This is a genomic window from Microbacterium sp. NPDC091662 (genome assembly GCF_044756705.1).
Classification (GTDB): Bacteria; Actinomycetota; Actinomycetes; order Actinomycetales; family Microbacteriaceae; genus Microbacterium.
Genome location: NZ_JBIVTM010000001.1, coordinates 1709098 through 1734493 on the forward strand (window position 1 = coordinate 1709098; position 25396 = coordinate 1734493).

General features: G+C 69.9%; 23 protein-coding genes. 12 read left to right on the forward strand and 11 right to left on the reverse strand.

Annotation, left to right across the window (positions count from 1 at the left end):
* Positions 1-14: 14 nt before the first annotated feature.
* Positions 15-1457 (reverse strand): MFS transporter, encoded by a 1443-nt coding sequence (locus ACIQLD_RS08415; RefSeq protein WP_402607225.1) that lies wholly within the window; start codon positions 1455-1457, stop codon positions 15-17.
* Positions 1458-1558: 101 nt separating this feature from the next.
* On the opposite strand from ACIQLD_RS08415, the gene ACIQLD_RS08420 reads away from it, so the two are divergent.
* A complete protein-coding gene (locus ACIQLD_RS08420) occupies positions 1559-2626 on the forward strand; it encodes a threonine aldolase family protein (protein WP_402607227.1) in 1068 nt (355 codons plus the stop codon).
* Positions 2627-2654: 28 nt separating this feature from the next.
* Here ACIQLD_RS08420 and ACIQLD_RS08425 read toward each other — a convergent pair whose 3' ends face one another.
* Positions 2655-3260 (reverse strand): NUDIX hydrolase family protein, encoded by a 606-nt coding sequence (locus ACIQLD_RS08425; protein ID WP_387178284.1) that lies wholly within the window; start codon positions 3258-3260, stop codon positions 2655-2657.
* Positions 3261-3332: 72 nt separating this feature from the next.
* Between ACIQLD_RS08425 and ACIQLD_RS08430 the strand changes: the two genes are divergently transcribed.
* Complete coding sequence (locus ACIQLD_RS08430; protein ID WP_402607230.1) at positions 3333-3989, forward strand: alpha/beta hydrolase; 657 nt, start codon at positions 3333-3335, stop codon at positions 3987-3989.
* On the opposite strand, the gene ACIQLD_RS08435 is transcribed toward ACIQLD_RS08430, so the two are convergent.
* Positions 3990-4283, reverse strand: coding sequence for a hypothetical protein (locus ACIQLD_RS08435; protein WP_402607232.1), 294 nt, complete (start codon positions 4281-4283; stop codon positions 3990-3992). It abuts the gene before it with no gap.
* Positions 4284-4572: 289 nt separating this feature from the next.
* On the opposite strand from ACIQLD_RS08435, the gene ACIQLD_RS08440 reads away from it, so the two are divergent.
* A complete protein-coding gene (locus ACIQLD_RS08440; protein WP_402607234.1) occupies positions 4573-6264 on the forward strand; it encodes an ABC-F family ATP-binding cassette domain-containing protein in 1692 nt (563 codons plus the stop codon).
* Between the two features lie 70 nt (positions 6265-6334).
* Here ACIQLD_RS08440 and ACIQLD_RS08445 read toward each other — a convergent pair whose 3' ends face one another.
* From ACIQLD_RS08445 to ACIQLD_RS08455, 3 genes are read right to left on the reverse strand one after another with little or no spacing between them, the layout of a single operon-like run.
* Positions 6335-6994, reverse strand: a complete 660-nt coding sequence (locus tag ACIQLD_RS08445) for a response regulator (protein WP_402607236.1) — start codon at positions 6992-6994, stop codon at positions 6335-6337.
* Entirely contained in the window at positions 6991-8262 is a 1272-nt protein-coding gene (locus ACIQLD_RS08450) for a sensor histidine kinase (protein WP_402607238.1), read from the reverse strand. The genes ACIQLD_RS08445 and ACIQLD_RS08450 overlap by 4 nt, the downstream gene beginning before the upstream one ends.
* A gap of 33 nt (positions 8263-8295) precedes the next feature.
* Positions 8296-9057, reverse strand: coding sequence for a DUF998 domain-containing protein (locus tag ACIQLD_RS08455; RefSeq protein ID WP_402607240.1), 762 nt, complete (start codon positions 9055-9057; stop codon positions 8296-8298).
* Positions 9058-9252: 195 nt separating this feature from the next.
* Here ACIQLD_RS08455 and ACIQLD_RS08460 point away from each other — a divergent pair, with 195 nt between their 5' ends.
* The 4 genes from ACIQLD_RS08460 to ACIQLD_RS08475 all read left to right on the forward strand — a co-directional run bounded on the left by ACIQLD_RS08460 (position 9253) and on the right by ACIQLD_RS08475 (position 15930).
* Complete coding sequence (locus ACIQLD_RS08460; RefSeq protein ID WP_402607242.1) at positions 9253-13833, forward strand: ATP-dependent helicase; 4581 nt, start codon at positions 9253-9255, stop codon at positions 13831-13833.
* A gap of 23 nt (positions 13834-13856) precedes the next feature.
* Positions 13857-14669: an EI24 domain-containing protein gene (locus ACIQLD_RS08465; RefSeq protein ID WP_402607244.1), complete on the forward strand. Its 813-nt coding sequence runs from the start codon at positions 13857-13859 to the stop codon at positions 14667-14669.
* Complete coding sequence (locus ACIQLD_RS08470) at positions 14669-15442, forward strand: DNA-formamidopyrimidine glycosylase family protein (RefSeq protein ID WP_402607247.1); 774 nt, start codon at positions 14669-14671, stop codon at positions 15440-15442. Before ACIQLD_RS08465 ends, ACIQLD_RS08470 begins: the two co-directional genes overlap by 1 nt.
* Before the next feature lie 80 nt (positions 15443-15522).
* Positions 15523-15930, forward strand: a complete 408-nt coding sequence (locus tag ACIQLD_RS08475) for a DapH/DapD/GlmU-related protein (RefSeq protein ID WP_017829277.1) — start codon at positions 15523-15525, stop codon at positions 15928-15930.
* Between the two features lie 21 nt (positions 15931-15951).
* On the opposite strand, the gene ACIQLD_RS08480 is transcribed toward ACIQLD_RS08475, so the two are convergent.
* From ACIQLD_RS08480 to ACIQLD_RS08490, 3 genes are all read right to left on the reverse strand, one after another.
* Entirely contained in the window at positions 15952-17151 is a 1200-nt protein-coding gene (locus ACIQLD_RS08480) for an Ig-like domain-containing protein (protein ID WP_402607251.1), read from the reverse strand.
* 103 nt (positions 17152-17254) lie between these two features.
* On the reverse strand, positions 17255-17914 hold the full coding sequence (locus ACIQLD_RS08485; protein ID WP_402607254.1) for a LuxR C-terminal-related transcriptional regulator: 660 nt from the start codon (positions 17912-17914) through the stop codon (positions 17255-17257).
* Entirely contained in the window at positions 17907-19154 is a 1248-nt protein-coding gene (locus ACIQLD_RS08490; protein ID WP_402607257.1) for a PspC domain-containing protein, read from the reverse strand. The genes ACIQLD_RS08485 and ACIQLD_RS08490 overlap by 8 nt, the downstream gene beginning before the upstream one ends.
* A 114-nt stretch (positions 19155-19268) precedes the next feature.
* Between ACIQLD_RS08490 and ACIQLD_RS08495 the strand changes: the two genes are divergently transcribed.
* From ACIQLD_RS08495 to ACIQLD_RS08510, 4 genes are all read left to right on the forward strand, one after another.
* Positions 19269-20843 carry a PspC domain-containing protein gene (locus ACIQLD_RS08495; RefSeq protein ID WP_402607260.1) on the forward strand — a complete coding sequence of 525 codons (1575 nt, stop codon included), beginning with the start codon at positions 19269-19271 and terminating at the stop codon, positions 20841-20843.
* The gene (locus ACIQLD_RS08500) at positions 20843-21157 is read left to right on the forward strand and encodes a hypothetical protein (RefSeq protein WP_402607262.1); all 315 of its coding nucleotides are present in this window, start codon (positions 20843-20845) and stop codon (positions 21155-21157) included. The genes ACIQLD_RS08495 and ACIQLD_RS08500 overlap by 1 nt, the downstream gene beginning before the upstream one ends.
* A 61-nt stretch (positions 21158-21218) precedes the next feature.
* Positions 21219-21908, forward strand: coding sequence for a LysR substrate-binding domain-containing protein (locus ACIQLD_RS08505; RefSeq protein WP_402607265.1), 690 nt, complete (start codon positions 21219-21221; stop codon positions 21906-21908).
* A gap of 43 nt (positions 21909-21951) precedes the next feature.
* Positions 21952-22668 (forward strand): GMP synthase, encoded by a 717-nt coding sequence (locus ACIQLD_RS08510; protein WP_402607268.1) that lies wholly within the window; start codon positions 21952-21954, stop codon positions 22666-22668.
* Positions 22669-22694: 26 nt separating this feature from the next.
* On the opposite strand, the gene ACIQLD_RS08515 is transcribed toward ACIQLD_RS08510, so the two are convergent.
* On the reverse strand, positions 22695-23165 hold the full coding sequence (locus tag ACIQLD_RS08515) for a glutaminase (RefSeq protein WP_402607271.1): 471 nt from the start codon (positions 23163-23165) through the stop codon (positions 22695-22697).
* The gene (locus ACIQLD_RS08520) at positions 23162-24376 is read right to left on the reverse strand and encodes a cation:proton antiporter (RefSeq protein WP_402607274.1); all 1215 of its coding nucleotides are present in this window, start codon (positions 24374-24376) and stop codon (positions 23162-23164) included. The genes ACIQLD_RS08515 and ACIQLD_RS08520 overlap by 4 nt, the downstream gene beginning before the upstream one ends.
* Positions 24377-24492: 116 nt before the next feature.
* Here ACIQLD_RS08520 and purU point away from each other — a divergent pair, with 116 nt between their 5' ends.
* A complete protein-coding gene (purU, locus tag ACIQLD_RS08525) occupies positions 24493-25344 on the forward strand; it encodes a formyltetrahydrofolate deformylase (RefSeq protein ID WP_402607277.1) in 852 nt (283 codons plus the stop codon).
* Positions 25345-25396 lie beyond the last annotated feature (52 nt).

A 25396-nucleotide genomic window follows, 5' to 3' on the forward strand; every position in this document is an offset into this window, starting at 1 on the left:
ATCGCCTGGCCTGATCACCCGGATTCGGGTGGCATCCCCGGCACGACGGGCGGCGCGTCCATCCGGCGGGTCTCGACGGACTCGGTCTCGCCCTCGTCCGCGGTCCGGTCCGAGGCCTCCTCCGCTGACCCCGCGATCTCCTGCTCCGGAGCCTCGGCGTAGAGCACGGTGAGCTTGCGATACGAGCGGGTGAAGAACGCCAGGGTCGCGGCGACGACCATGATGAGTCCGGCGAACAGACAGATCAGAGCGATACCTCGCGCCTCGCCCTCGCCGAGCAGCCACCCCCACTGCCGCTGCCCCTGGGCGGTGTTCATGTAGGGGATGATCAGGAACTCGGCGATCGGCGCGATCAGGAATGCGGTGAGCGGAGCCGCCGCCGCCTCCATCGCCGCCGCCACACCGAACACGCGGCCCTGTCGCTGGAACGGCACGACCTTCTGGATCACGGTCTGCTCCGCAGCCTCGACCGGGGGAACCAGCGCCATGTACACCCACATGCCGATCACGTACAGGGGCCACCACTCGCGCAGCATGAACACCGACCCGAGCAGTCCCATCGCGATGACCACGAGCAGCATCGTGCGCATCGGCTTCGGGCCGAGACCGAACTTGGCCACCAGGCCACCGCCGACGAGGAACCCGGTCGAGGCGAACGCGAGCGCGAACCCCCAGGTCTGGGCGTCGAACAGCGTCAGCCCGTACGGATCCATGAGCGCCATGTAGACGCCGCCGATGAGGTTGTTGAACGTGGAAAAGATGATCAGGGCGAAGAGGCCGGGAGCCAGGCGGATGGCCTGCACGCTGCCGCGGAAGTCGAGCGCGCTCGACGCGTTCGGGTCGGGCTCAGGGGTGCCCTCGGGGATGCGCACGAACAGCAGATGCACGAAAGTGAGCGCCATGGCGGCGATCGCGATCGCGAGGGTCCAGCCCATGCCGAGAAAGCCGATAGAGAGCCCGGAGAACACGCTCGTGACGAGGAACGCGATGCCCTGCACTGTGCCGACCAGGCCGTTGGCGTTCGCCCGTCGCTCTTCGGGGATGAGCAGGGTGACCGTCGTGGACAGCGCGATGTTGCGCAGTTGCTCGATCACTCCACCGAACAGGATGATGCCCGAGAACAGCCAGAACCACGGTCCGCCCAGATCGAGCAGCGCCGCCTCGGGCTGCCAGAGGTAGAGCACCCCTGCCACGAGGAATGCGACGGCCGAGATGACGCTCGAGATCACCATGACGGTGTGTTTGCGGTTTCGATCGACGATCGTGCCGAACGCCATCGCGAAGAACGCGACGAAGAGCATGTAGGCACCACCGATGATTCCGGTGGCGAGCACCGACTGCGTCTCGATGTACACCCAGAACGTGAGCGCGAACCACAGGAAGCTCGTCGTCACGTTCGCGATGAGCGTGTTGACGAGGACGTTGGCGAAGGCTCTCTTCGCTGCGGTGCGCTCCATGCCTTAGAGGGTAGGACCGGCCTCCGACATCCGGAACCCCCTGGGCGGAAGTGGACCCCATGTCGGACCGGGAGCAGCGGCCGGACAATTAGGCTGGGGAGGTGAGCATCCAGCATGACCCCGCGATCCGGGGCTTCGCCAGTGACAACTACTCCGGTATCCACCCCGACATCCTCGCGGCGATCGCCGCGGCGAACGGCGGCCACCAGAGCGCCTACGGCGAGGACGCGTACACCGCGCGCCTGCAGGAGGTCTTCCAGGAGCACTTCGGCGATGGCGTGGAGGCGTTCCCGGTGTTCAACGGCACCGGCGCGAACGTGACCGGCCTGCAGTCGATGCTGCCGCGTTGGGGTGCGGTGATCGCCGCCTCCACCGCGCACATCAACGTAGACGAGGCTGCGGCCCCCGAGAAGATCGGCGGCTTCAAGCTGCTCACGGTCCCCACCGACGACGGCAAGCTCACCCCCGAGCTGATCGACCGCGAGGCCTGGGGCTGGGGCGACGAGCACCGTGCGCAGCCGCTTGTCGTCTCGATCACCCAGACCACCGAGCTCGGCACGCTGTACACGGCCGACGAGATCCGCACGATCGCCGACCACGTGCACGAGCGCGGCATGAAGCTGCACCTCGACGGCGCCCGGCTCTCGAACGCCGCAGCCGCCCTCGACCTGCCGTTGCGCGCATTCACCCGCGATGCCGGCGTCGACGTGCTCACCTTCGGCGGCACCAAGAACGGCGCCATGCTCGGCGAGGCGATCGTCGTGCTGAACCCCGAGGCGTCGAACGGGCTCAAGTACTCCCGCAAGTTCAACATGCAGCTGTCGTCGAAGATGCGGTTCGTGTCGGCTCAGCTGATCGCCCTGCTCGAGAGCGACCTCTGGCTGCGCAACGCCCAGCACGCGAATGCCATGGCCGCCCGCCTGCGCTCCGAAATCGAGGCCGGCATCGCCGACGGCTCCATCCGGGGTGTCGGGTTCACGCAGCCGACCCAGTCGAACGGCGTCTTCGCCACGCTGCCCGACGGCGTCGCCGACCAGCTCCGCGACTCGTTCCGCTTCTACGACTGGGATGCGGCGCGCAAGGAAGTCCGCTGGATGTGCGGCTTCGACACCGAGGAAGCCGACGTCGACGCGTTCGTCGCCGAACTCTCCCGCCTCACCACGGCCTGACCCTCCGCGAGCGTCAGCGCAGAAGACGTCAGCGCAGGAGACCGAGGCTCGCGAGCGCCTGACGGATGAGTGTGCCCCGGCCGTTCTCCATCTCGGCGGCGACCGCGTCGGAGCCAGCGGCCTCCGGCGAGAACCAGGTGACCTCGAGAGCATCCTGACGCGGCTCGCACGTGCCGGTCACCGGCACGACGTAGGCCAGCGACACCGCGTGCTGCCGGTCGTCGTGGAACGCACTCACCCCGGGGATCGGGAAGTACTCGGCCACCGTGAACGGCAGCGGCTGAGGCGGCAGCAGCGGGAAGGCCATCGGTCCCAGATCGTTCTCGACGTGGCGGAAGAGGGCGTCGCGGATCGTCTCGCCGAATCGCACACGGCCGGACACGATCGTGCGGGTCATCTCCCCCATCGGAGTGGAGCGCAGCAGGATGCCGATCTCGATCACCTGGCCGGAGCCGTCGGTGCGCACCGGGATCGCCTCGACGTAGAGCATCGGCAGTCGACGCCGAGCCTCTTCGAGCTCGAACTCGCTCAGCCAGCCAGGATTCGCGTCAGGCGCGGGCCGGTTCGAATCCGGAAAGTCGCCGAGACCGTCGTCATCGGGCTCCGGATCGGGATCAGGTGTGCGGACGGCCATGTGTCCTTTCTACCAGCCGCCTCCCCGAACCGACACCGCGTGCACGTCTGTCGTCCCTGGCAGGATGACGGTGTGAGCGAGAACCTGACGATCGACGACACCGCGACCAGATGGTCGTCCCCCGACCGCGGGGGGATGCCGCTGCTGGTCCTGCTGCACGGCTACGGTGCCGACGAGCACGACCTGTTCGGACTCGTCCCCTCCCTCCCCGAGGGCATCGCGGTGGCGTCCGTCGCCGCGCCCCTCGCACCGCCGTGGCCCATGCCCGGGCGCTCCTGGTACCCGATCGAAGGACTCGACGGGCGCAGCTCCGACGCCGTGACCGCCGCCGCCGAGGCGTTCCTGCGCTGGCTCGACACCACAGCGGCCGATGCCCCCTCGGTCGCCCTGCTCGGCTTCTCGCAGGGCGCGGCGGTGTCGCTGCAGGCCCTCCGCCTGGCCCCGGAGCGGTTCGGCGCCGTCGCGGTCCTGAGCGGGTATGCGGCACCGGGCGAGCTGCCGAACGACGAGTCGCTGGCAGAACTGCGCCCACACGTGTTCTGGGGTCGGGGCACGCACGACGACGTCATCCCGCCCGCGTTGATCGATCACACCGCGCAATGGCTGCCAGCGCACTCCGAGCTGTCCGGTCGCGTGTACACCGGCCTCACCCACAGCATCTCCGAGGAGGAGCTGACCGACGTGCACCGGTTCCTCACGAAATGGCTGGAAGGGATCACCACAGGCTGATCAGCGCTCCGGCTTCTCGTCGGGCCTCTCCGCGGAAGCGCCGGAATCGCCGTCAGTGCCGCCGTCGGGGTCGTCGTCAGCCTCGCCCGCAGGCTGGCTTCCTGGGCGGGAACCTCCGCCCGACGTGATGGCGACGGAGAGAGCGACGCCGATCGCCACTCCGATCCCGATGCCGAGCGCCCAGTTCTGCAGGGCGGCGCCCATCGACGCTCCGATCGCCACCCCGAGCGCGAGCCCCACGCCCAGGCCCATGCGCGCACGCGACTCCTGCGGACTCGGATCCTGATCAGCCATGACTCCACGGTACGGACCCGCCGGCTCGACGGCATCCCCCGCACGACGGATGCTCGACACGCCCGGGGGTTGCGCGATCCTGACAACCGCGGGTATCGTCGGGGAGTCCTGTCCGCCGTGTCTGGAAGTCCTTTGATCTGATCCGTCGCCTCCGCGCTCTTCTTTCCGCGCGCTGACCCGACGATCGCCGACTCCACGGCAGACCCTCTCCTCTCGCATCCTGTGACGCGTGTCACGGCCCGGCAGGGGCTCGGTGTCAGTGCACCCTCGCACTCGACAGGAGACACTCATGTCAACTCCCACCACTCTTCATGCGTCGGTCGTCCTCGACCGACTCACCTTCACCTGGCCCGACGGCTCGGTCGCGCTCGACGGCGTCTCCGGCGCATTCGGTTCGGGGCGAACCGGCCTCGTCGGTCGCAACGGCGCGGGCAAGTCCACGCTGCTGCGGCTGATGGCCGGCGAGCTCGAACCGACCTCGGGCATCGTCTCGACCTCCGGCGAGGTCGCGTACCTGCCGCAGCAACTGACTCTCGATGTCGACCGCCGCGTCGCCGAGCTTCTCGGAGTGTCCGAGTCGCTCGACGCCGTGCGGGCGATCAGCGCCGGCGACGTCGACCCCGCGCACTTCGACGCGGTCGGCGACGACTGGGACATCGAGGCGCGCGCCGAGGCGTCTTTGGCGGAGGCCGGTCTCGCCCCGGAGTTCCTCGATCGCAGGGTCGGCGAGCTGTCCGGCGGCGAGGCCGTGCTCGTGGCGATCGCCGGCATCCGCCTGCGCCGCGCACCGATAACGCTGCTCGACGAGCCGACCAACAACCTCGACCGCGACGCGAGGGCGACGCTCGCGGCGATGATACGGGCTTGGAAGGGCACGCTCATCGTCGTCAGCCACGACCTCTCGCTGCTCGAGCTGATGGATGACACCGCCGAGCTCTACGCCCAGACGCTGAGCGTGTTCGGCGGACCGTACTCGGAGTGGCGCACGTGGCTGGACGCCGAGCAGGATGCCGCGAAGCAGGCCGAGGTCACCGCCGCCCAGGTGCTCCGAAAGGAGAAGCGCCAACGGATCGAGGCCGAGGTGAAGCTCGCCCACCGCTCGCGCACGGCGAAGAAGGCCGAGATCGAGAAGCGCGTCCCCAAGATCGTCGCCCACGGCCGCAAGATGGCGGCCGAGGTGTCGGCAGGCAAGCTCCGCACCGAGGTCGGGGCGAAGGAGGACGCGGCGCGTTCTGTGCTCGACGAGGCGGGGCGACGTGTGCGCTCTGACGCGTCGATGAAGATCGAACTGCCCGATCCGCAAGTGTCACGCAGCCGCCGCATCGCGACGGTCGGCGATCACGAGCGCGCGTGGGTGATCCAGGGGCCGGAGCGGGTCGCGCTGATCGGGCGCAACGGCGCAGGGAAGACGACGCTGCTGGAGCGGTTGGTCGCCACCGGTGTTCACAATTCAGGAGAAGCGACTTCCATCGAGCCGCAGGGCCAGGAGGAAGGCGGATCCGAGATGGAAGTCCGCAGTTGTGCGCGGCCGCCCTTGCATGCGGAGGCCCACACCGACCTGATCGGCTACCTGCCGCAGCGGGTCGATGGCCTCGACGAGGAGCGGTCGGTGTTCGAGAACATCGCCGCTGCGGCGCCGCACGTGCCGGAGAAGGAGCTGCGCAACCGGCTCGCGCGCTTCCTCATCCGAGGGGCCACTGCGGAGCGTCCGGTGGCCGCCCTCTCCGGTGGCGAGCGCTTCCGCGTCGCACTGGCGAAGCTGCTCCTCGCCGACCCGGCACCCCACCTCGTGGTGCTCGACGAGCCGACGAACAACCTCGACCTCGACACGGTCGACCAGCTCGTCGACGCCCTCCGCGCGTACCGCGGTGCGGTGCTCGTGGTGAGTCACGACGATGCGTTCCTGCGACGGCTCGACCTCGACCTGACACTCGAGATCGACGCCGACGGTGCGCTTCAGGAGGTCTCGTTGGAGCCGTGACGCGCGGCGGACGGTGCGCGCGTGCCGGGGACTCGGTTCCTCGGCGCGCGCCACCGTCGCACCGGAACCGTCAGACCAGCCCGACTTCGTACGCGAGGATGACGGCCTGCACACGGTCACGCAGATCGAGCTTCAGCAGGATGCGGCCGACGTGGGTCTTCACCGTCGACTCCGACACGAACAGGCTCTCGCCGATCTCGGTGTTGTTGTATCCCTTGGCGATCGCGAGGAACACATCCCGCTCGCGTTCGGTCAGCACGTCCAGCCGTGAATCGACCGCCTCGGACTGGCGGGGAAGACGTGTGGCGAACAGGTCGAGCATCGACCGTGTGACACGCGGCGAGACGAGCGCGTCACCGGCGGCGATCGCTCGGATGGCGGCGGTCAGCTGCGCGGGCGGAGTGTTCTTCAGCAGGAACCCGCTGGCTCCCGCTCTGAGGCTCCCGAACGCATACTCGTCGAGGTCGAAGGTCGTGAGAACCAGCACCCGGCTCGACGGCGTGCCTCGCACGATGCGGCGGGTCGCCTCGATCCCGTCCATCTCCGGCATCCGGATGTCCATCAGGATCACATCGGGTCGCAGATCGGCCGCCAGGTGCACGGCTTCCGCGCCCGAGACGGCCTCGCCCACCACCTGCATGTCGTCTTCGGCGTCGAGCACCATCCGCATACCGCGACGGATCAGCTCGTGGTCATCCACGATGAGCAGCCGGATCTTCTCCTCGGTCATCCCTGTTCCTCCTGTTCGGGAAGTTCCACCCGCACGCGCCATCCGCCCTCGGGCAGCTGACCGGCTTCCACCGTGCCGCCGGCGAGCCGCGCACGCTCCCGCACACCCACGAGGCCGCGGCCCGATCCGACCGAGGCCGCAGGCGGGCCCTGCCGTCCGTCATCGGTGACCTCGATCACGAAGATCTCTCCACGGAAGTCGAGGTTCACGAGCACCTCACGCGGGTCCTTGGCGTAACGCAGCGCGTTCGTGAGCGCCTCCTGCACGATGCGGTGGATCGTGTTCTGCAGCGCAGGCGACGCGGGCACCGCCCCCTGCATGCGCACCGTGACCGGCAGACCCGCGGTGCGGAACGTCTCGACCAGCGCGGCGAGCTCACTCAGTCCGGGGTTGGGGCGCAACGGGCTCTGCTCCTCGCCGTCGCCCGTATCGTCGCCGAGCGCACCCAGCAGCTGACGCATCTCGACCAGTGATTGGCGTCCGACCTCGCCGATCTCCTGGATGGCGCTGCGGGAACGCTGCGGGTCCTTCTCCGCGAGGGCGCCAGCGCCGTCGGCGAGCGACACCATGACCGACACGCTGTGCGCGACGACGTCGTGGATCTCGCGGGTGATCCTGGCACGCTCGGCCAGGGTCGCGATCCGCGCCTGCTGGTCACGTTCGCGCGCGAGCTGGTTGGCGCGGTCGAGGATCGCCCCGATGTAGCGGCGCCGGTCACCCACGGTGACTCCGAGGAGCGCCGCGATCAGCATCACGACGAGGAACAGCAGGCTGCCGGGCACATACGTGAAGCCGCCATCGGGGGCACCGCGGCGCAGCCAGTCCAGAGCGGGGAGCACCACGACCCCGGCCAGCACGGTCACACCGAAGGCGATCCATCCACTGCGATTCGAGCGGTAGACGAAGAGCGCGTAGAGGGCGAACCCGACGCCGATCGGCTCGGCCGGCGTGTCGGCGATGAGCGCCACCACCGCGACGACCGCGAACACCCCGAACGTGAGCCACGGCCGATGCCTGCGGACGAGGAGTCCGGCAGCGGCGAGGACGCCAAGCACGATGGGGACGACGATCGGAGCGAGCGGCGACCAGGTGCCCGAAGAGAGTGGAGCGACCACCGCCCAGAACACACTCACGACGAGGTAGGCGAAGGCGAGCAGGCCGTCGAAGAGCCAGGGATGATTTCCCCAGAACCGCCGGATGACCCCCGGCGGCCGCGGCAGGTCCACCGCCCGGACCCCGCTCTCGCCGGCGGATGCTGACTCTCGCATACGATGACTCTACGCACCGCACGTCGGGTTCCCTCAGCGGGAGACGGCGATGAGCGAACCCGTCGCGGTGATGCGCGAGGTGCTCGGGTGCAGGTCGAGGGGCGGCACCACCGGCTTCCACGTCTCGCGCCGCACCCGTCGGCGCCGCTGCGCGACCGCCGTGTCCATTCCGAGGATCGCGAGCCAGCCCATGCCGATGGTGGTCGCGACCAGCTCGAAGATGCTGCCGACGTCCGTGCGGAACTGCAGCAGGGAGAGGATGCCTCCCGCTGCGGCGATCACGGCGGTCGAGACCCCCGCGCCCAGCGAGAGCACGCGGAGCGTGCGCCGACCTTCCGCGAACGAGACCTGCAGCATCGCGAACGCGGCGAGGGCGAAGGCGAGCACGGCGACCGTCGTGTGCACCAGATCCTGCCAGGTGAACGCGGGTCCCACCGGCAGCGGGCACCCGGTCGTGCACGTGACCTGCGAAGCCACCAGGAACAGCGACGACGCCATCGCCACCGAGAAAGACGGCGACCAGATGCTCAGCCACGGCACCGTCGAACGCAGTCCGCGCGCAGCCCATGCGACAGCCAAGCCACCGGCGACGAGAAGCAGCAGCGCGAGCTCGAACCACTCCGCGGTCGGCTCGCCGGCGGCCCCGAGTCCGCTCACGTACAGGACCCGATCGATGCTCAGACGGGCGACCCAGATGATGGTCAGCGCGACGGCGACGAGCACGCTTCCGACGATCGAGGCGATGACACGGAGAGTGGTTCCGGCAGGGCGAGAGGCGGTGTGTTCGGTGGGCATAGGGAGACGGTATGAGCGGAGGCCACCCCGTCGCGTCGGCCCGGAGTGCCTACTAGGGAGGGGCCTCGTACTGAGGTACGACGCCCCACCGTCGCCCACTGACCGTGGCGAGAACAGGCTCAGTCGTGGAGGCGTCCTCCCCTCCGCCGACCTCGTCACGACCCCGATGTCCCCGGCCTCGACGAAGATGGAGGGATGAGCGACGTGCTCGACCGTTTCACCCCCGCGACGCAGGACTGGTTCCGGGGGGCCTTCCCCGCGCCCACGCCGGCGCAGGCGGGTGCCTGGAACGCGATCTCCGCGGGCAAGCACGCGCTCGTGGTGGCGCCGACCGGATCGGGCAAGACGCTGTCGGCCTTCCTGTGGGCGATCGACAGCGTGTTCCGGGAGCGCATGGCAGAGACCGCCCCTCCGGCGAAGGGCGAGCCACGCACGCGCATCCTCTACATCTCCCCGCTGAAGGCGCTCGGCGTCGACGTCGAGCGCAACCTCCGCTCGCCCCTGATCGGTATCGGGCAGTCGGCGAGACGACTCGGAGTCCCGGCGCCGGCGGTGACCGTCGGCGTGCGCTCGGGCGACACGACCTCGAGCGACCGGCGCAAGCTCGTGTCCGACCCGCCCGACATCCTCATCACCACCCCCGAGTCGCTGTACCTCATGCTCACGAGCCGCGCGGGCGAGACGCTGCGCGGCGTGCACACCGTGATCATCGACGAGGTGCATGCCGTCGCCGCCACCAAGCGCGGCGCACACCTGGCGGTGAGCCTGGAGCGCCTCGATGCGCTGCGCCGCGCGAACGGCATCGAGGCTCCGGCTCAGCGCATCGGCCTCTCGGCCACGGTGCGTCCGATCGACGAGGTCGCTCGGTTCCTCGGCGGATCGGCGCCGGTCGAGATCGTCGCGCCCCCGGCATCCAAGACCTTCGAGCTCGGCGTGGTCGTGCCGATGGACGACATGACCAACCCGCCGCCGCCTCCCGGTGTGCCCGGGGATGCGGCCGATGCCGAGTACTCCGAGGTCACCGGCTCCGTCTGGCCGCACGTCGAGGAGGCGATCGTCGACCGCATCCTGCAGAACAACTCGACGATCGTCTTCGCCAACTCCCGCCGCCTCGCCGAGCGCCTCACGGGGCGTCTGAACGAGATCTACTCCGAGCGGATCGGCGTCGAGCTGCCGGCGGCGACCGTGCCGGCCGCCATGATGGCGCAGGCCGGAGCCACCGCGGGTGCCGACCCCGTGCTCGCGAAGGCGCACCACGGCTCGGTATCGAAGGAGCAGCGAGCACAGGTCGAAGAGGAGCTCAAGTCGGGCGTGCTGCGGTGCGTCGTCGCGACGAGCAGCCTCGAGCTCGGCATCGACATGGGAGCGGTCGACCTCGTGATCCAGGTCGAGGCGCCGCCGTCAGCGGCCTCCGGTCTGCAGCGGGTAGGCCGTGCCGGTCACCAAGTGGGCGAGATCAGTCGAGCCGCCCTCTTCCCGAAGCACCGCGGCGACGTGCTGCACACCGCGATCGTCACCGAGCGGATGCTCGCGGGCAAGATCGAGGCGATCCAGGTGCCGCGCAACCCGCTCGACATCCTCGCGCAGCAGACGGTCGCGGCGAGCGCCCTCGGAGCCATCGGCGTCGAGGAGTGGTTCGAGACGGTCCGCCGGTCGGCGCCCTTCCAGGCCCTTCCGCGTTCGGCCTACGAGGCGACGCTCGATCTGCTGGCCGGTCGATTCCCGTCCGACGAATTCGCCGAGCTGCGCCCGCGACTCGTGTGGGATCGCGATGCCGGCACGCTGACCGGGCGGCCGGGCGCGCAGCGCATCGCGGTGACCAGCGGCGGCACGATCCCGGACCGCGGCCTGTTCGGCGTCTTCGTCGCGGGCGAGTCGACGGGCGCCAGGGTCGGCGAGCTCGACGAGGAGATGGTCTACGAGTCGCGGGTGGGCGACGTGTTCACGCTCGGCACCACGAGCTGGCGGATCGCGGAGATCACCCACGACCGCGTCAACGTGATCCCCGCCTACGGGCAGCCGGGCAAGGTGCCGTTCTGGCACGGCGACGGGATCGGCCGCCCGTTCGAACTCGGCGAGGCGCTGGGCGCGTTCTCCCGCGAGGTGTCGGCTGCGGCGCCCGAGAAGGCGGCGCAGCGGCTCATAGACGCGGGGCTCGACGAACAGGCGCGCGCGAACCTCATGGCGCACCTGACCGAGCAGCGCGAGGCGACGGGCACACTCCCGACCGACCGCACGCTCACGGTCGAGCGCGGCCGCGACGAGGTCGGCGATTGGCGTGTCATCCTGCATTCCCCCTACGGCATGAAGGTGCACGCACCCTGGGCCCTGGCGATCAACGCCCGGGTGCGCGAGCGCCTCGGCGTCGAGGGGTCGGCGGTCGCGAGCGACGACGGCATCATCGTGCGCATCCCCGACGCCGAGGCCGAACCGCCCGGTGCCGACCTGTTCGTTTTCGAGCCCGACGAGCTGGAACATCTGGTCACCGAAGAGGTGGGCGGCTCCGCGCTGTTCGCCTCCCGCTTCCGCGAGTGCGCGGCACGGGCACTGCTGATGCCCCGCATGAATCCGAACAAGCGCACCCCGCTGTGGCAGCAGCGACAGCGATCGGCTCAACTGCTCGAGGTCGCCAGACGCCATCCGACGTTCCCGGTGATCCTCGAGACACTGCGCGAAGTGCTGCAGGACGTCTACGATCTCCCCTCCCTGCGCATGCTCGCGACCTCGATCGCCGACCGCCGCATCCGTCTCGTCGAGACCGAGCCCGGCCAACCGTCGCCGTACGCCCGCGACCTGCTGTTCGGCTACGTCGGCGCTTTCATGTACGAGGGCGATTCCCCTCTCGCCGAGCGCCGAGCGGCCGCGCTCTCGGTCGACCCCGCACTGCTCGGCGAGCTGCTGGGCACGGTCGAGCTGCGCGAGCTGCTCGACCCCGACGTGATCGCCCAGTTCGAGCGCGAGGCGCAGCGTCTCGACCCCGAGCGCCGTGCCCGCGGACTCGAGGGCGTCGCCGACCTGCTGCGGATGCTCGGACCGCTCGACGTCGACGAGGCCACGGCCCGCCTCGACCCCGAGTCGATCGCCGACACCTCGGCAGCCGCCCTGTTCGACGAGCTGATCACCGCGCGCCGGGCGATCCCCGTCACGATCGCCGGCACGAGCCGGGTCGCGGCGATCGAGGATGCCGGTCGCCTGCGCGACGCGCTCGGGGCGGCCCTTCCCACCGGCATCCCGGTAGCCTTCCTCGAACCCGTCGCCGACCCGCTCGGCGACCTCGTCGCCCGCCATGCCCGCACGCACGGCCCGTTCACGACGGATGCCGTCGCCAGCCGATTCGGACTCGGCGCCGCCGTCGCCCGGCACACGCTGCAGCGCCTCGAGGCCGCGGGTCGCCTCACGAGCGGCTACTTCCTGCCCGAGGCGGCCGGCAGCGCAGACGCCATCGAGTGGTGCGACACCGAGGTGCTGCGTCGCCTCCGAATGCGATCGCTCGCCGCGATCCGCGGATCGGTCGAACCGGTCTCCCCCGAGGCGTATGCCCGATTCCTGCCGGACTGGCAGCACATCGGTCGGCCGCTCGAAGGCGTCGACGGGGTGCTGAACGTGATCGAGCAGTTCGCCGGAGTGCCGATCCCCGCCAGTGCATGGGAATCGCTGATCCTGCCCTCACGCGTGCGCGATTACTCCCCCGCGATGCTCGATGAGCTGACGGCATCCGGCGAGGTCATCTGGTCCGGACACGGCACCCTCCCTGGACGGGACGGCTGGGTGTCGCTGCATCCGGCCGACATCGCGCCCTTCACCCTCCCGGAGCGCGGCACCGAGATCGCATCCGACTCCCTGGAATCCCGCATCCTCATCGCCCTCGACGTGGGCGGCGCCTACTTCGCCGGCCAGCTGAAAGACATGGCGGCGGCCGAGAACGAGCAGTCCGTGCTCGAAGCGCTGTGGTCACTGACATGGTCGGGCTACGTCACCAACGACACCTTCGCCCCGATCCGCTCCCTCCTCACCGGCGGCTCGCAGGCGCACAAGGTCAAACGCCGTGCGCCCCGCGCCCGCACCTACCGCGGCGTGTCCTTCACCGGGACGGCGGCACCCCGCCCGCCGTCGATCGGCGGGCGCTGGTCGCTGCTGCCCGCGCTCGAAACCGATCCCGCCCGCCGCGCGACCGTCACCGCCGGCCTCCTGCTCGACCGCTACGGTGTCGTCACCCGCGGCGCCGTGCAGGCCGAGGGCGTTCCCGGCGGCTTCGCGCAGGCCTACCGGGTGCTCGCCGGTTTCGAAGAGGCGGGGCACTGCCGCCGCGGCTACGTGATCGAGAAGCTCGGCGCCGCGCAATTCGCCGCCTCCGGAACGGTCGACCGGCTGCGCACCTACGCGGGTCTCGCCGACCCGCCACCCCGCAAGGCCGTCACCCTCGCCGCGACCGACCCCGCGAACCCGTACGGCGCGGCGCTCGGCTGGCCCAAGCTCGACGGCGTCTCCCACCGTCCCGGCCGTAAGGCCGGCGGACTGGTGGTGCTGGTCGACGGTGCCCTCGTGCTCTCTCTGGAACGCGGCGGCCGCACGGTGCTGTCGTTCAGCGACGACGGCGAGGTGCTGAGGTCCGCGGCCTCCGACCTCGCCGCCACCGCGCGCAGCCGGCGCCTGGATACCCTCACCGTCGAGAAGATCAACGGCGAGGGCGTCTACGGCACCGACCTCGCGCTCGCCCTGCAGGAGGCGGGCTTCGTGTCGACCCCGCGCGGGTACACCCTCCGCAAGACGGTCTGAGCGATGCACCTACGCTGGAAGCCATGATCCGAGAGCTCGTCACCGGCATCCGCACGCTGCTGCGGGGATTCGGGCTGTGGCGCACCCGGCCCGGTCTCATGGTGCTCGGGCTGATCCCTGCGATCATCGCCCTGACTCTGCTCGCCGCCGCACTCGTGCCGCTGATCATCTCTCTGCCGTCGGTCTCCACCTGGCTGACGCCGTTCGCCGAGGGCTGGTTCGAACCGTGGCGCGGACTGTTGCGGTCTGCGGTGAGCTTCGTGATCGTCGCAGCCGCACTCGCTCTGGCCAGCGTCGTGTTCAGCGCCCTGACGCTGACCATCGGCGACCCGTTCTACCAGCGCATCTGGCACGCGGTCGAGGTCGACCTCGGCGAGGCTCCCCCGGCCGACGGCGGCAGCTTCTGGACGACTGTCGGCGAGGGGCTCCGACTGGTGCTGCTCGGTGTCCTGATCGCGATCCTCGTGCTGTTGATCGGACTCATTCCCGCCGTTGGCGGATTCCTCGGCCCCATCACCGGTGTCGTGCTCACCGGTCGACTGCTCGCGCGCGAACTCACAGGACGCGCCTTCGACGCCCGCGATCTCAGCCCAGCCGACCGGGCCGCGCTGTTCTCCGGCAGCAGGGCACGGGTGTTCGGCTTCGGCGTGGCGACTCAGCTCTGCTTCCTGATCCCCGGCGGCGCCGTCGCGATCATGCCCGCCGCGGTCGCAGGCAGCACCATGCTCGCGCGCGACATGCTCGCGCGCGACATGCTCGCGCGTGCCGGAACCACTGCACCGCCCACGACGACGACCCCGACGCCGCCCCCGCCCGCGCCCCTCGGGGCTTCCTGATGCCCGAGGGCGACACCGTTTTCCGTACGGCCCGGCGCCTCGACGAGGCCCTGACCGGCGCGGAGGTCACCCGCTTCGACCTCCGCGTCCCTCGCTTCGCCACACTCGACCTGACGGGTCAACCGGTGCATGCCGTGGTCCCACGCGGCAAGCATCTGCTCATGCGGATCGGCGACAGCACACTGCATTCACATCTGCGCATGGACGGCGCCTGGTTCACCTATCGCCCCGGAGAGAAGTGGCGGCATCCGGCCTTCAAGGTGCGTGCGATCGTCGGCACGGCGCGCGGCGAGGCCGTCGGCGTCGACATCGCCGAGATCGAAGCCGTCCCGACCCGCGACGAGGAGCAGCTCGTCGGATACCTGGGGCCCGATCCCCTCGGCGACGACTGGGATGCGGCAGAGGCCGTCAGGCTCCTCGGGGCCGATACACGCAGCATCCACGTCGCCCTCCTCGATCAACGCAATGTCGCGGGCTTCGGCAATGAGTACGCAGCAGAACTCCTGTTCCTGCGGGGAATCCTGCCGACCACGCCGACGCCGGAAGTCGATGTCGCCGCCCTTCTCGACCTCGGCGTCCGCACCATCCGCGCCAATCGTGACCGCCGCCACCGCACCTTCACCGGCATCGACCGCCCTGGTCAGGGCACCTGGGTGTACGGCCGCGCCGGGCGGCCGTGCCGACGCTGCGGAACCCCGATCCGCCGTGGCGAGCAGGGCGCCGATCCGACGCGCGAGCGCGTCACCTTCTGGTGTCCGTCCTGCCAACGCTGACCACATCCATCCGAGGGAATGAATCCGCCCCTGCCGTGGTTGTTGATATATCCGGAGAACTCCGGAGCACGGGAGGAATCGTGGGCAAGAACTACGTCGACATCGAGAACGACCAGGGCGCGACGCTGCGGTATCGCAAGCACGCGAACGGCCGGGGTCTCGTCGCGCACGGCGCGAAGGTGCACCCGAAGGCGCACATCGAGGCGGGTGCCTATATCGAACCGGGAGCGCGCGTCGGCGCCGGGGCCACCATCGCCCGCGGCGCCTGGATCGACGAAGACGCCGTGATCGGCGAAGGCGCGTTCGTGGACGCGCACGCGCACGTCGGCCACGGTGCGGCGATCGGCGATCACGCCTACGTGGGTGTCCGCACCGACATCGGCGCCGGAGCGCGCATCGTCCGCGGCGCGAGGATCGGCGATGACGAGACGGTCGCCGCGGGGCTCACCATCGCGACCGATCAGAAGGGTCTGTGGCTCGCCGCCTGATCGCGTGAGGCCTCGGCGACGTTACTGCTGCCTGGCCGGAGGCCCGATCCGACGTGTGCCGGCGACCACGAGAAGACCGAGCGCGAGCAGTGCCATGCCGAGTCCTGGTAGCGCGCTCGGGGACACTCCGCTGTCCGCCAGCGTGTCGGGTTGCGTCGTGCCGCCGCCCGAAGTGTCGGGGTCCGGCTCGGGTGGGAGCGGGATGAGCGTTCCTTGCCCGACGCCGCGTGCGGTCTGCCGTTCCGCGAACCCGACGAACGAGACAGTCTGCGTGGACCCCGCATCGGTCGTCGCAAGCACGGCTTGGAACTCAGGCTGCTCGTCCGAGGTGATGCCGGCGATGAGCCGGAACTCGCGAAGTGTTCCCGCCGGAACCTGCGCCTCCGGCACGACGCTGACGACCTGCGTGGCCGAATCGAGTCCCGGCGATACGGCCGTGCAATCCGCTGTGGCGACACCGACCGGTGCACCGAACTGCGTGTCGTCCGGATACGGATCGCCGGTCGTCCACGCGGCATCGCGGTACTCGAGCTGCAGCGCCGCGCAATCCACGGCGGTGGCGCCATCCATCAGGGCGAGATCGAGGTTGTACAACGGAATGGCGCTGAAGAACCTCCACTCCAGGGAGGTGTCGTCGAGCACCGCTCCACGCACGCCGACAACCTCAGCGCTGAGGTCGGTGACGCGGTAGATCCTCACCGTGGCGGGAAACTCGCCGCTGGACACCGCGATCGGAATGCCGAACGCCGACGGTGTCGGTGTGGCAGCCGCGGCACTCACCCGGGCCTGGAAGGTCCCGGAACCGCCGACGGCGGTATGCGAATCCACATACGGGGCGAAGGTCACCGTCACGGTGTCCCCTGCCCCGGTGCCGACAGCGATCGTCTCACCGTCCTCGGACAGGATGGGGAAGGACGTCAGGTCGGCGACCGAAGTCGTGACACCCCCGTTGCTCCGGAACGTCATGCTGGCGGTATCGCCGGCCGTGGCCTCGTCGGGGACGACGAAGGCGAAGGACACATCGACGAGCGATCCATCGGGAATCGCCGTGGGGTCGCCCGTCTGCTGCCACGGCGTTCCCAGCACCGGGGAGATCGTGATCGACGTGAACACATCCCCGATCTCGGCGGCCGAGGCCTGCCGTGGCGGCGAAGCGAGCGCGAAGGCGAAGGCCAGCAACGAGACCGCACCGATCGCTCCGAAGGCCCTTGACACACGCATGTTCGCCCCGTCCCGCTGTGTTGCCGACGGCTCGGCATCCGGTTCGATTCCAGGCCAGAGTCTCGCGAATCGACCCGACGCACAAGCCGGTGTTTCGTCACGACTACAGCAGGCGCCGCTCCGACGCCCAGGCCGTGAGCTCGTGACGCGAGGACAGCTGCAGCTTCCGCAGCACGGACGACACGTGCGTCTCGACCGTCTTGATCGAGATGAACAGCTCGGCTGCGACCTCCTTGTAGGCGTAACCGCGGGCGATCAGGCGCATGACCTCCTGCTCGCGCGCCGAGAGCCGGTCGAGCTCGTCGGTCGCTGTCGCGGTCTCTCCGGCGACCGCACCGAACGCGTCCAACACGAAGCCGGCCAGTCGCGGCGAGAACACGGCGTCTCCGTCGGCCACCGCCCGCACCGCGCCGCTGACCTCGATGCCGGACGAGCCCTTCGTGATGTAGCCCCTGGCACCCGCGCGGATCACCCGCACGACGTCGGCCGCCGCATCGGAGACGCTCAGTGCGAGGAACCGCGCGGTGGTGGGCGACGAACCGCGGATCACGGCTTCGCCTCCAGCCGCATCGTCGCCGCTTCCCCCCGGAAGGTGCACGTCGAGGAGCACGACATCCGGCTGCGTCTCGCCGATCACAGCGATGGCGGAGGGCACGTCGGCCGCCTCACCCACCACGTCGACGCTCGCATCGAGATCGGCACGCAGACCGGAGCGGAAGATCGAGTGGTCGTCGACGATCACGACCCGGATGCTGTCAGTCACGGTTCTCCTCCCGAGGGGGTGTCGGACGTACGGCCGATCGATCCTGGTGCGGACCCGTCGTGATTCTCAGGTGCACCTCGGTGCCGTTCTCGTCGCTGCGGACCGCTCCGCTGCCGCCCGCACGGCGCATCCGTCCGATGATCGACTCCCGCACGCCCAGACGATCGCTCGGCACGTCGTCGAGCTGGAATCCGACGCCACGGTCGCGTATGAAGACGTCGACACCCGAGGCGCTGCCCTCGATGTACACCGAGATCTCGCCACCCGCATGACGGGCTGCGTTCAGGATCGCCTCTCGGGCGGCCGCCGCGAGCTCCCCGCTCGCACGTTCGGTCGACAGGCCGGCCGAGACGACGTCGATGCGCACCGGATAGTCGAGTTCGAGCGCTCCCGCATAGTCGCGCAGGTCGGTGGGAAGATCGCTGTCTGCCGGAGCGTCCCCGTCGTACAGCCACGCGCGCAGCTCGCGTTCCTGCGCCCTCGCGAGCCGTGCGGCCTCGCTGGATGCGCCCGCCCTGTTCTGGATCAGCGCCAGCGTCTGCAGCACCGAGTCGTGCAGGTGTGCTGCCATCTGGCTGCGCTGCTCCTCGCGGATGCGACGCACGCGCTCGCCCGACAGCTCCCGCCACCGTGGGATCAACGTCGACGACACCACCGCCGCGAGTCCGGCCAGGGGAAGGAGCACGAGTGCCACGCCGGATCGAGCGACGGGCCAGGACAGCAGGATCGTGAACAACAGTGCCAGCAACAGGATCGAGAGGATCCGGATGCTCATGGTGTGCCGGGGTCCGCGGGCCGTGTCGGTGCGGTCGATCAGCGTGGCCCAGAGCCCGGCACCCGTGGCGAACGCCGCTGTACCGCCCACGACCGCCGCGGCGAGGTCGGGCGGGATCGATCCGCTCAACCAGTCGCTGCCCCCGCGCCAGACCAGCACGACGAGCATCCCCACAGCCGCGGGAGCCAGCAGCAGCCATGCCACAGGCATCCGCCTCGTCGGTGCGTTCTCTCCCTCCTGCCACGGCGTGAACATCCAGCACCAGGCGTAGAGGAGCACTCCCGCGCCGCCGCACAGGGTGAGGGCGATGAACAGTGCCCGTACGATCCACACCCGCACGCCGAGATGACGTGCGAGGCCGGTGCAGACACCGGCGACCAGGCAGTCGCGATCACGGGTCAGCGGCGGGCGCGGCGGGGCCGCCACGCGCGGGGGTCGCGCCGGAGCGTGCGCCGAAGAGGACATGTGGCAATCCAATCACCCGCACGGTCGCTCGGGGTGCTCCCCCGGCCAGAATCAGGGGTCGCTCAGGGGTTCCCCCCATGGCAGGCATCCCCGTGCCGCCGCCAGGATCGAAGCATGACGATTCCGACTGCGCCCCCGCCCCCCGCCGATCCCGCCGCGCCGGCCGTCGGCGCTCAGGGCACCGACATCCCGCGCGGTGCCGATCGCTTCCTGCTCTGGGTCGCGGGTCTCGGTGTCGCACGTTCCGAAGGCTGGTTGGGCGGCGTCGCCGCCGGCATCGCCGCACGCCTCCGCATCGATCCGCTGATCGTGCGGGGGGTCCTCGTGGTCGCGGCCCTGTTCGGACTGCCGGTGATCTTCCTCTACGCCGCCGCGTGGGCACTGTTGCCCGACCTCGACGGACGTGTGCACGTGCGTGATCTCCTGCGTCGCGACTACCAGCCCGTGCAATGGGGCATCCTGGCGATGGCCGTCATCGGCCTGTTCCCGACCGCTCCCCTCGCCGGCCGTCTGTTCGGGCTCGGATACGACGGCTGGTCCGCTCTTTCCGTCATCAGCTGGATCCTCGGGCTCGTGCTCGTCGCCGGCCTGCTCTTCCTGATCGTGCGTGCTGCCAGCCGCACACCGGGTGCTTCCGCGTCCGATCTGCCGATGGCTTCCGCAGATCAGACGGCCCCGGTCGCGTCCGCTCCCCTCGATGGTTCGGGTACCACCGAGGGGGCGGACGCCACTCTCCCCACGGCGGCGTCTGCCGCTGCCGACACCGTGACGGAGCCCGCCGCACCCGATGCCGCGCTCGCACCGACCCCGCCTGCACCGCCGGCGCCTCTGCCCCCCGGGTCGCAGGACCCTCTCGCCCTCGAGGCCTGGCGCGCCCAGCACGCCGCCTGGAAGGAACAGGATCAAGCGTGGCGGCGTCAACAGCAGGATGCCGAGCGGGCTGCCCGCGACCAGCTGCGCCGTGAGCGTCAGGCCGAGGCAGCCGTGTTCGCCGCGGAGGCGGCCGAGCGTCGCCGCATCCGCCGGGCGTCGAACCCGCGGGCGGGCTTCGCGTTCGCGGCGACCATGATCGGGCTCGCCATCATCACCGGCGCCGCCGTCGGTCTCGTCACCGGTGGAGAAACCCTCGGCGCAGCGCTGGGTCTGCTCGCTGCCGCCCTCATCCTCGCCCTCGGGATGATCGTCGCCGGGGCGTTTCGTCGGCGGAGCGGCTTCCTGGCCTTCGCGACCGTGCTCACCCTCGTGAGCGGACTGGTGGTCGGCGCGGTCTCGGCCTTCCCCGGCGTCACGCTCGGCTATGCCTCGATCGGCAACAATGCGCCCGCTCATGTCCGCCAGCCCTTCGGCGATGCGTACGTCACGCTGAGCCCGCACGACGACGGCCCCCGGTCGATCGTGGTGGACAAGGGTTCAGGGAACACCTTCATCTACGTCCAGCCGGGAGTGGAACTCGATCTGCGGGCCACCGTCGACACGGCCACCGTGTCCTGGACGCGGCAGGACGAGGAAAGAGGAGGGATCGTGGACAGCGGCGTCTGGCCCGTCGAGGAACGCGGCGGAAACTCGTCCGTGTCTGTGAAGATCGCCGCGGAGAACGCCTCGACGACCACGGTCCAGCCGGTCACCATCCATCAGACGAGCGGCGAGATCGCCGTCGTCGTCATCGAGCCCGCGAAGGAAGACCAGTGATGAGCACGCCGACGATCACCGAGACGACCACCACCCCGCCCCGCACCCGCTGGGCCGCCATCATCTGGGGTCTCCTATTCGCCGCCGTCGCGGCCGGTGCCCTCTGGATGCTCGCCGACGAAGACCGCCGAGACGCGGTCGCGGGCGGACTCGTGGCTCTGACCCCGCCCACGATGATCACGATCCTCCTGCTGACCGCGGGCGTGCTGCTGCTCGTCGGCGGCGCCGCAGGACTCATCCGCCGGGCGCAGCGGAAGCTCGCAGTCACGCCCCCCGCCCCGCGGTCGGAGGTGCCGAGGCCGCTCGCCGAGTAGCCTTGACCCCATGGCGAATCAGGGAAGACGGCCCGCGAAGGGTGCAAGCCGCGGAACACCGGTGCGCCGTAACAAGGCTGCCCCTGCCGAGCGCTTCCCCCCGCAGAAGCCGAAGAAGAAGACCGCGAAGGTCGTCTTCGACTCCCCGCAGCCCGAACCCGAGGCACCGCGCACCTTCCGTCTGGGCGCGGTGCCCGGTGCGACCCCGGGCAAGTGGATCGATGCGTGGAAGCAGCGGATGCCGCGCGTTCCGCTCGAACTCGTGGTGATCGAGGCGGCCACGCAGCGGGCGGCGCTCGAAGAGGTCGATGCCGCCCTGGTGCGACTGCCCCTCACGGACGATTCGTTGCACATCATCCCCCTCTACGACGAGGTGCCGGTCGTCGTGGCGGCAGCAGACTCGCACCTGATGGCGGCCGAGGAGCTCACGGTGGCAGACCTCGTTGGCGAAGTCGTGATCGCGCTGACCGATGACGTGCTCGGTCCCCTCGACCTGCCGGGCACGCACACCGCGACCTTTGCAGCGCTGCCCACCGACGCGGCAATCGCGACGGCGGCCTCCGGAGTCGGCATCGTGATCGTTCCGATGTCGCTCGCCCGCATGCACCACCGCAAGGATGCCGATCACCGCATCCTCGCGGACGGACCGACCTCGACCGTGGCCCTGGTCTGGTCCCGCGAGCGCACGACACCCGATGTCGAGACGTTCGTGGGCATCGTCCGCGGCCGTACGGCGAACTCCTCGCGCTGACGACCGCGACGGCCGACAGCCGCACGCTCGTTAGAATCTCCTGATGGCTTCGCTTCTCTACGTCTGCGTGCGTCCCGAGATCGGGGCGGCGGATGCCGAACATGCCTCCTTCCGACGGGCACTGGGCGTCGATGTGGTGGACCGACTCGACCTGTTGCAGACCCCGTTGCACCTCGAGCGCCTGCGCGGATACCGCGGTGTCGTCGTCGGCGGCTCGCCGTTCAACGTCTCCGACGCCGTGAAGACGGCGGAGCAGCTGCGCGTCGAAGCCGATCTGCGCACGCTGGCCGATGCGGCGATGGCGGCGGAGATCGCGGTGTTCTTCACCTGTTTCAGCATCGGCGTCGTGACGCGAATGCTGGGCGGCGACGTCGTGACCGACACCCCCGAACCCGCGAGTGCCACCGTGATCGAGACGACCACCGAGGGTGCGAGCGACCCGGTGTTCGGGCCCAGCGGCTCGGCACTCACCGTGTTCACGGCACACAAGGAGAGCACGGAGAGCACCCCTCCCGGTGCCGTGCTGCTGGCGACGAACGAGGCGTGTCCGGTGCAGGCCTACCGCGTGGGCACGCACCTGTATGCGGCGCAGTTCCACCCAGAGCCCACGCCTCGTGACTTCGCCGATCGGATGACCTTCTACCGCACGACCGGCTACTTCGACCCCGACGAGTTCGACGCGGTACAGCAGCAGGTGCTCGCAGCATCCGTCACCGAGGGCGCTGCGCTCCTGCGCCGCTTCGCCGAGACCTTCGCCTGAGCCGTTCGCCGAGACCTTCGCCCGCGTCAGCTCGACGCCGAGTCGCGCAGCAACGCCACGCGTTCACGCAGGTATGCCTCCAGCGGCATGAAACCGCCGGCAGTGCTCCACCGCACGGACGGCACCCCGTCGATGAGGGCGAGCGGACCGGACGAGCCGCCCGCATCCACCGCATCGACGTCGATCACACTCCACCCCACATGCACCACGTCGCCCTCGTCGAAGCCGCCGCGCAGGGCCTCGGCACGGCGCTCGGCGCGCTCCCTCGCCGACTCGGCCGTGTAGCCGCGGCGTCCGGGGTCCGCGGCTCGCAGCACCTCGTCCGTGGCCAGAGCATGCGTATCAGTCAGCAGCAGCACGCCCAGGTGCCAGGCCGCCCCGACCCGCACGATGCGGCGCCCGCGCCACCGGGAGTCGCGCTGTTCGCCGAGCCCCTCCTTCGGAGCGTCCTTCAGATCCTTCACGGCCTGCGTCAAGAGCTCGGATGCGGTGGTCACAGTTCTCCCTGCGTGGATTCCGAGACCCGCTCCGGGCCGACGACCTCAGCGCGATCGCCGCGGAGGGTCATGCCGATGAGCGGATACAGCAGCACCGACAGCATGCCGGCTCCGACCAGCGCCGCCGCCGTCCCGGTGTCGAGCATCTTCTGGTCGACTCCGATCGCCGTCACCGCGACGATGATCGGCAGGCCGGTCGCGGCGAGGAGCCCGAGGGCCGCCCGATCGCGCGCACTCGCACCGGGCGGGACCGACAACTGCGCCGCCGACCCGCGGATCACCAACAGGGCGACCAGGAAGATCGGCACCAGCGCGAGCGCGGCCGGCGAGGTGAGCAGCGCCTGCAGGTCGAAGGTGACGCCGGTGTACAGGAAGAAGATCGGCACGAGGAACCCGAAGGCGATCGCCTCGACCTTGCTCTCGACCTCTTCCGCATCCTTCTTCGGCGCCCGCGCCATGATGATGCGCCAGATCGCACCGGCCACGAACGCGCCGAGCAGCATGTCGAGGTCGAGCATGACGCTGAGACCGACGAGTGCGGCGATGAGGAGGATCACGAAACGCACCCCGAACTGGTCGGAGGTGTGCAGCGTGGCACGGACGATGCGGTGCAGCCGCCCGTGCGGCACGCGATTGGCGAGAAGCACGGCGAGGCCCGCGAGCACCACGAAGGTCAGGAGGATCGCGGTGGCGATCGGCGTCGTGCGTGTGCTCAAGAAGATCGAGATCGCGATGAGCGGCAGGAACTCGCCCACCGCGCCGATCGCGCTGATCGCACGACCGAAGGGCGTATCGAGCTCGCGGGCGTCGCGCAGGATCGGCATCAGGGTGCCCAGCGCCGTCGAGCTGAGCGCGATCCCGATCACGACCATGCCCTCGCCCGGCGCGAAGAAGAAGCCGAGGCCGATGCCCAGCAGCACGCTGAGAAGCCACCCGAGGGAGGCCCGCGCGAGGGGCTTGCCCGCGACCGTCTTGAAGTCGATCTCGGTTCCCGCGACGAAGAACAGCAGCGCCAGCCCGAAGTCGCTGAGCTTCTCGAGCAGCGGTCCCGGCTCGACCCAGCCGAGAACAGCGGGACCCACGATGATGCCGAGCACGAGTTCGAACACGACGATCGGAACCCGCACCACCGGTCGCACGCCACGCGCCAACAGAGGTGCGGCGACAGCCAGCAGGGGGATCAGCACCAGACCGAGGTCGCTCGCTTCCATGCTCTCAGGGTAGGTGAGGCGGCCGTCGCACGGTTGACGCGCTGCGGGTGATCTTTCGCGATTCGCCCGCTCGGCACATCCACGGCAGAATCGATGCACACCCTCGAGGAGCCCCCATGTCTCAGCCCGATACCGCCCGCCTGCTCATCGCCTGCGACGACCAGCCCGGCATCGTCGCCGCCGTGGCCGGCGCGCTCGCGCAGCACGGGGCGAACATCATCTCGCTCGATCAGCACTCGACGGATTCCGAGGGCGGTCGCTTCTTCCAGCGCACCGTGATCCACCTCGACGGCCTGGCCGCCGCGCGTCCCGCACTCGAAGCCGACATCGCCGTCGTCGCCGAGCGCTTCGGCATGGAGTGGTCGCTGCACGACGTGGCCCGTCGCAAGCGTGTCGCGATCTTCGTCTCGAAGTACGATCACTGCCTGATGGAGTTGCTCTGGCGCACCCAGCGCGGGCAGCTCGACATCGACATCACGATGGTCGTCTCCAACCACCCCGACCTGGCAGAGGCCGTCCGCTCGTTCGGCGTGCCGTTCGTGCACATCCCCTCCGGCGACAAGGTCGCGATGGAGGAGCGTCAGCTCGAACTGCTGCGCGGCAACGTCGACCTCGTCGTGCTCGCGCGCTACATGCAGATCCTCTCCGACGACTTCATCACCGGTCTCGAAGCACCGGTGATCAACATCCACCACTCGTTCCTGCCCGCGTTCATCGGCGCCAACCCCTATGCGCGTGCCAAGGATCGCGGGGTCAAGCTCATCGGTGCGACCGCGCACTACGCGACGGCCGACCTCGACGAGGGTCCGATCATCGAGCAGGACGTCACGCGCGTGACCCACTCGGAATCGGCGGCCGAGCTGCAGAGCCGTGGTGCCGACGTCGAGCGCCTGGTGCTCGCCCGCGCCGTGCAGTGGCACGCCGAGGACCGCGTGATCGTGCACGGCAAGTCCACCGTCATCCTCTAGGAGCGACCGGCTCTCGACCGCACCGGTCGCACTTCCTGTCGCCCCGAGGCCG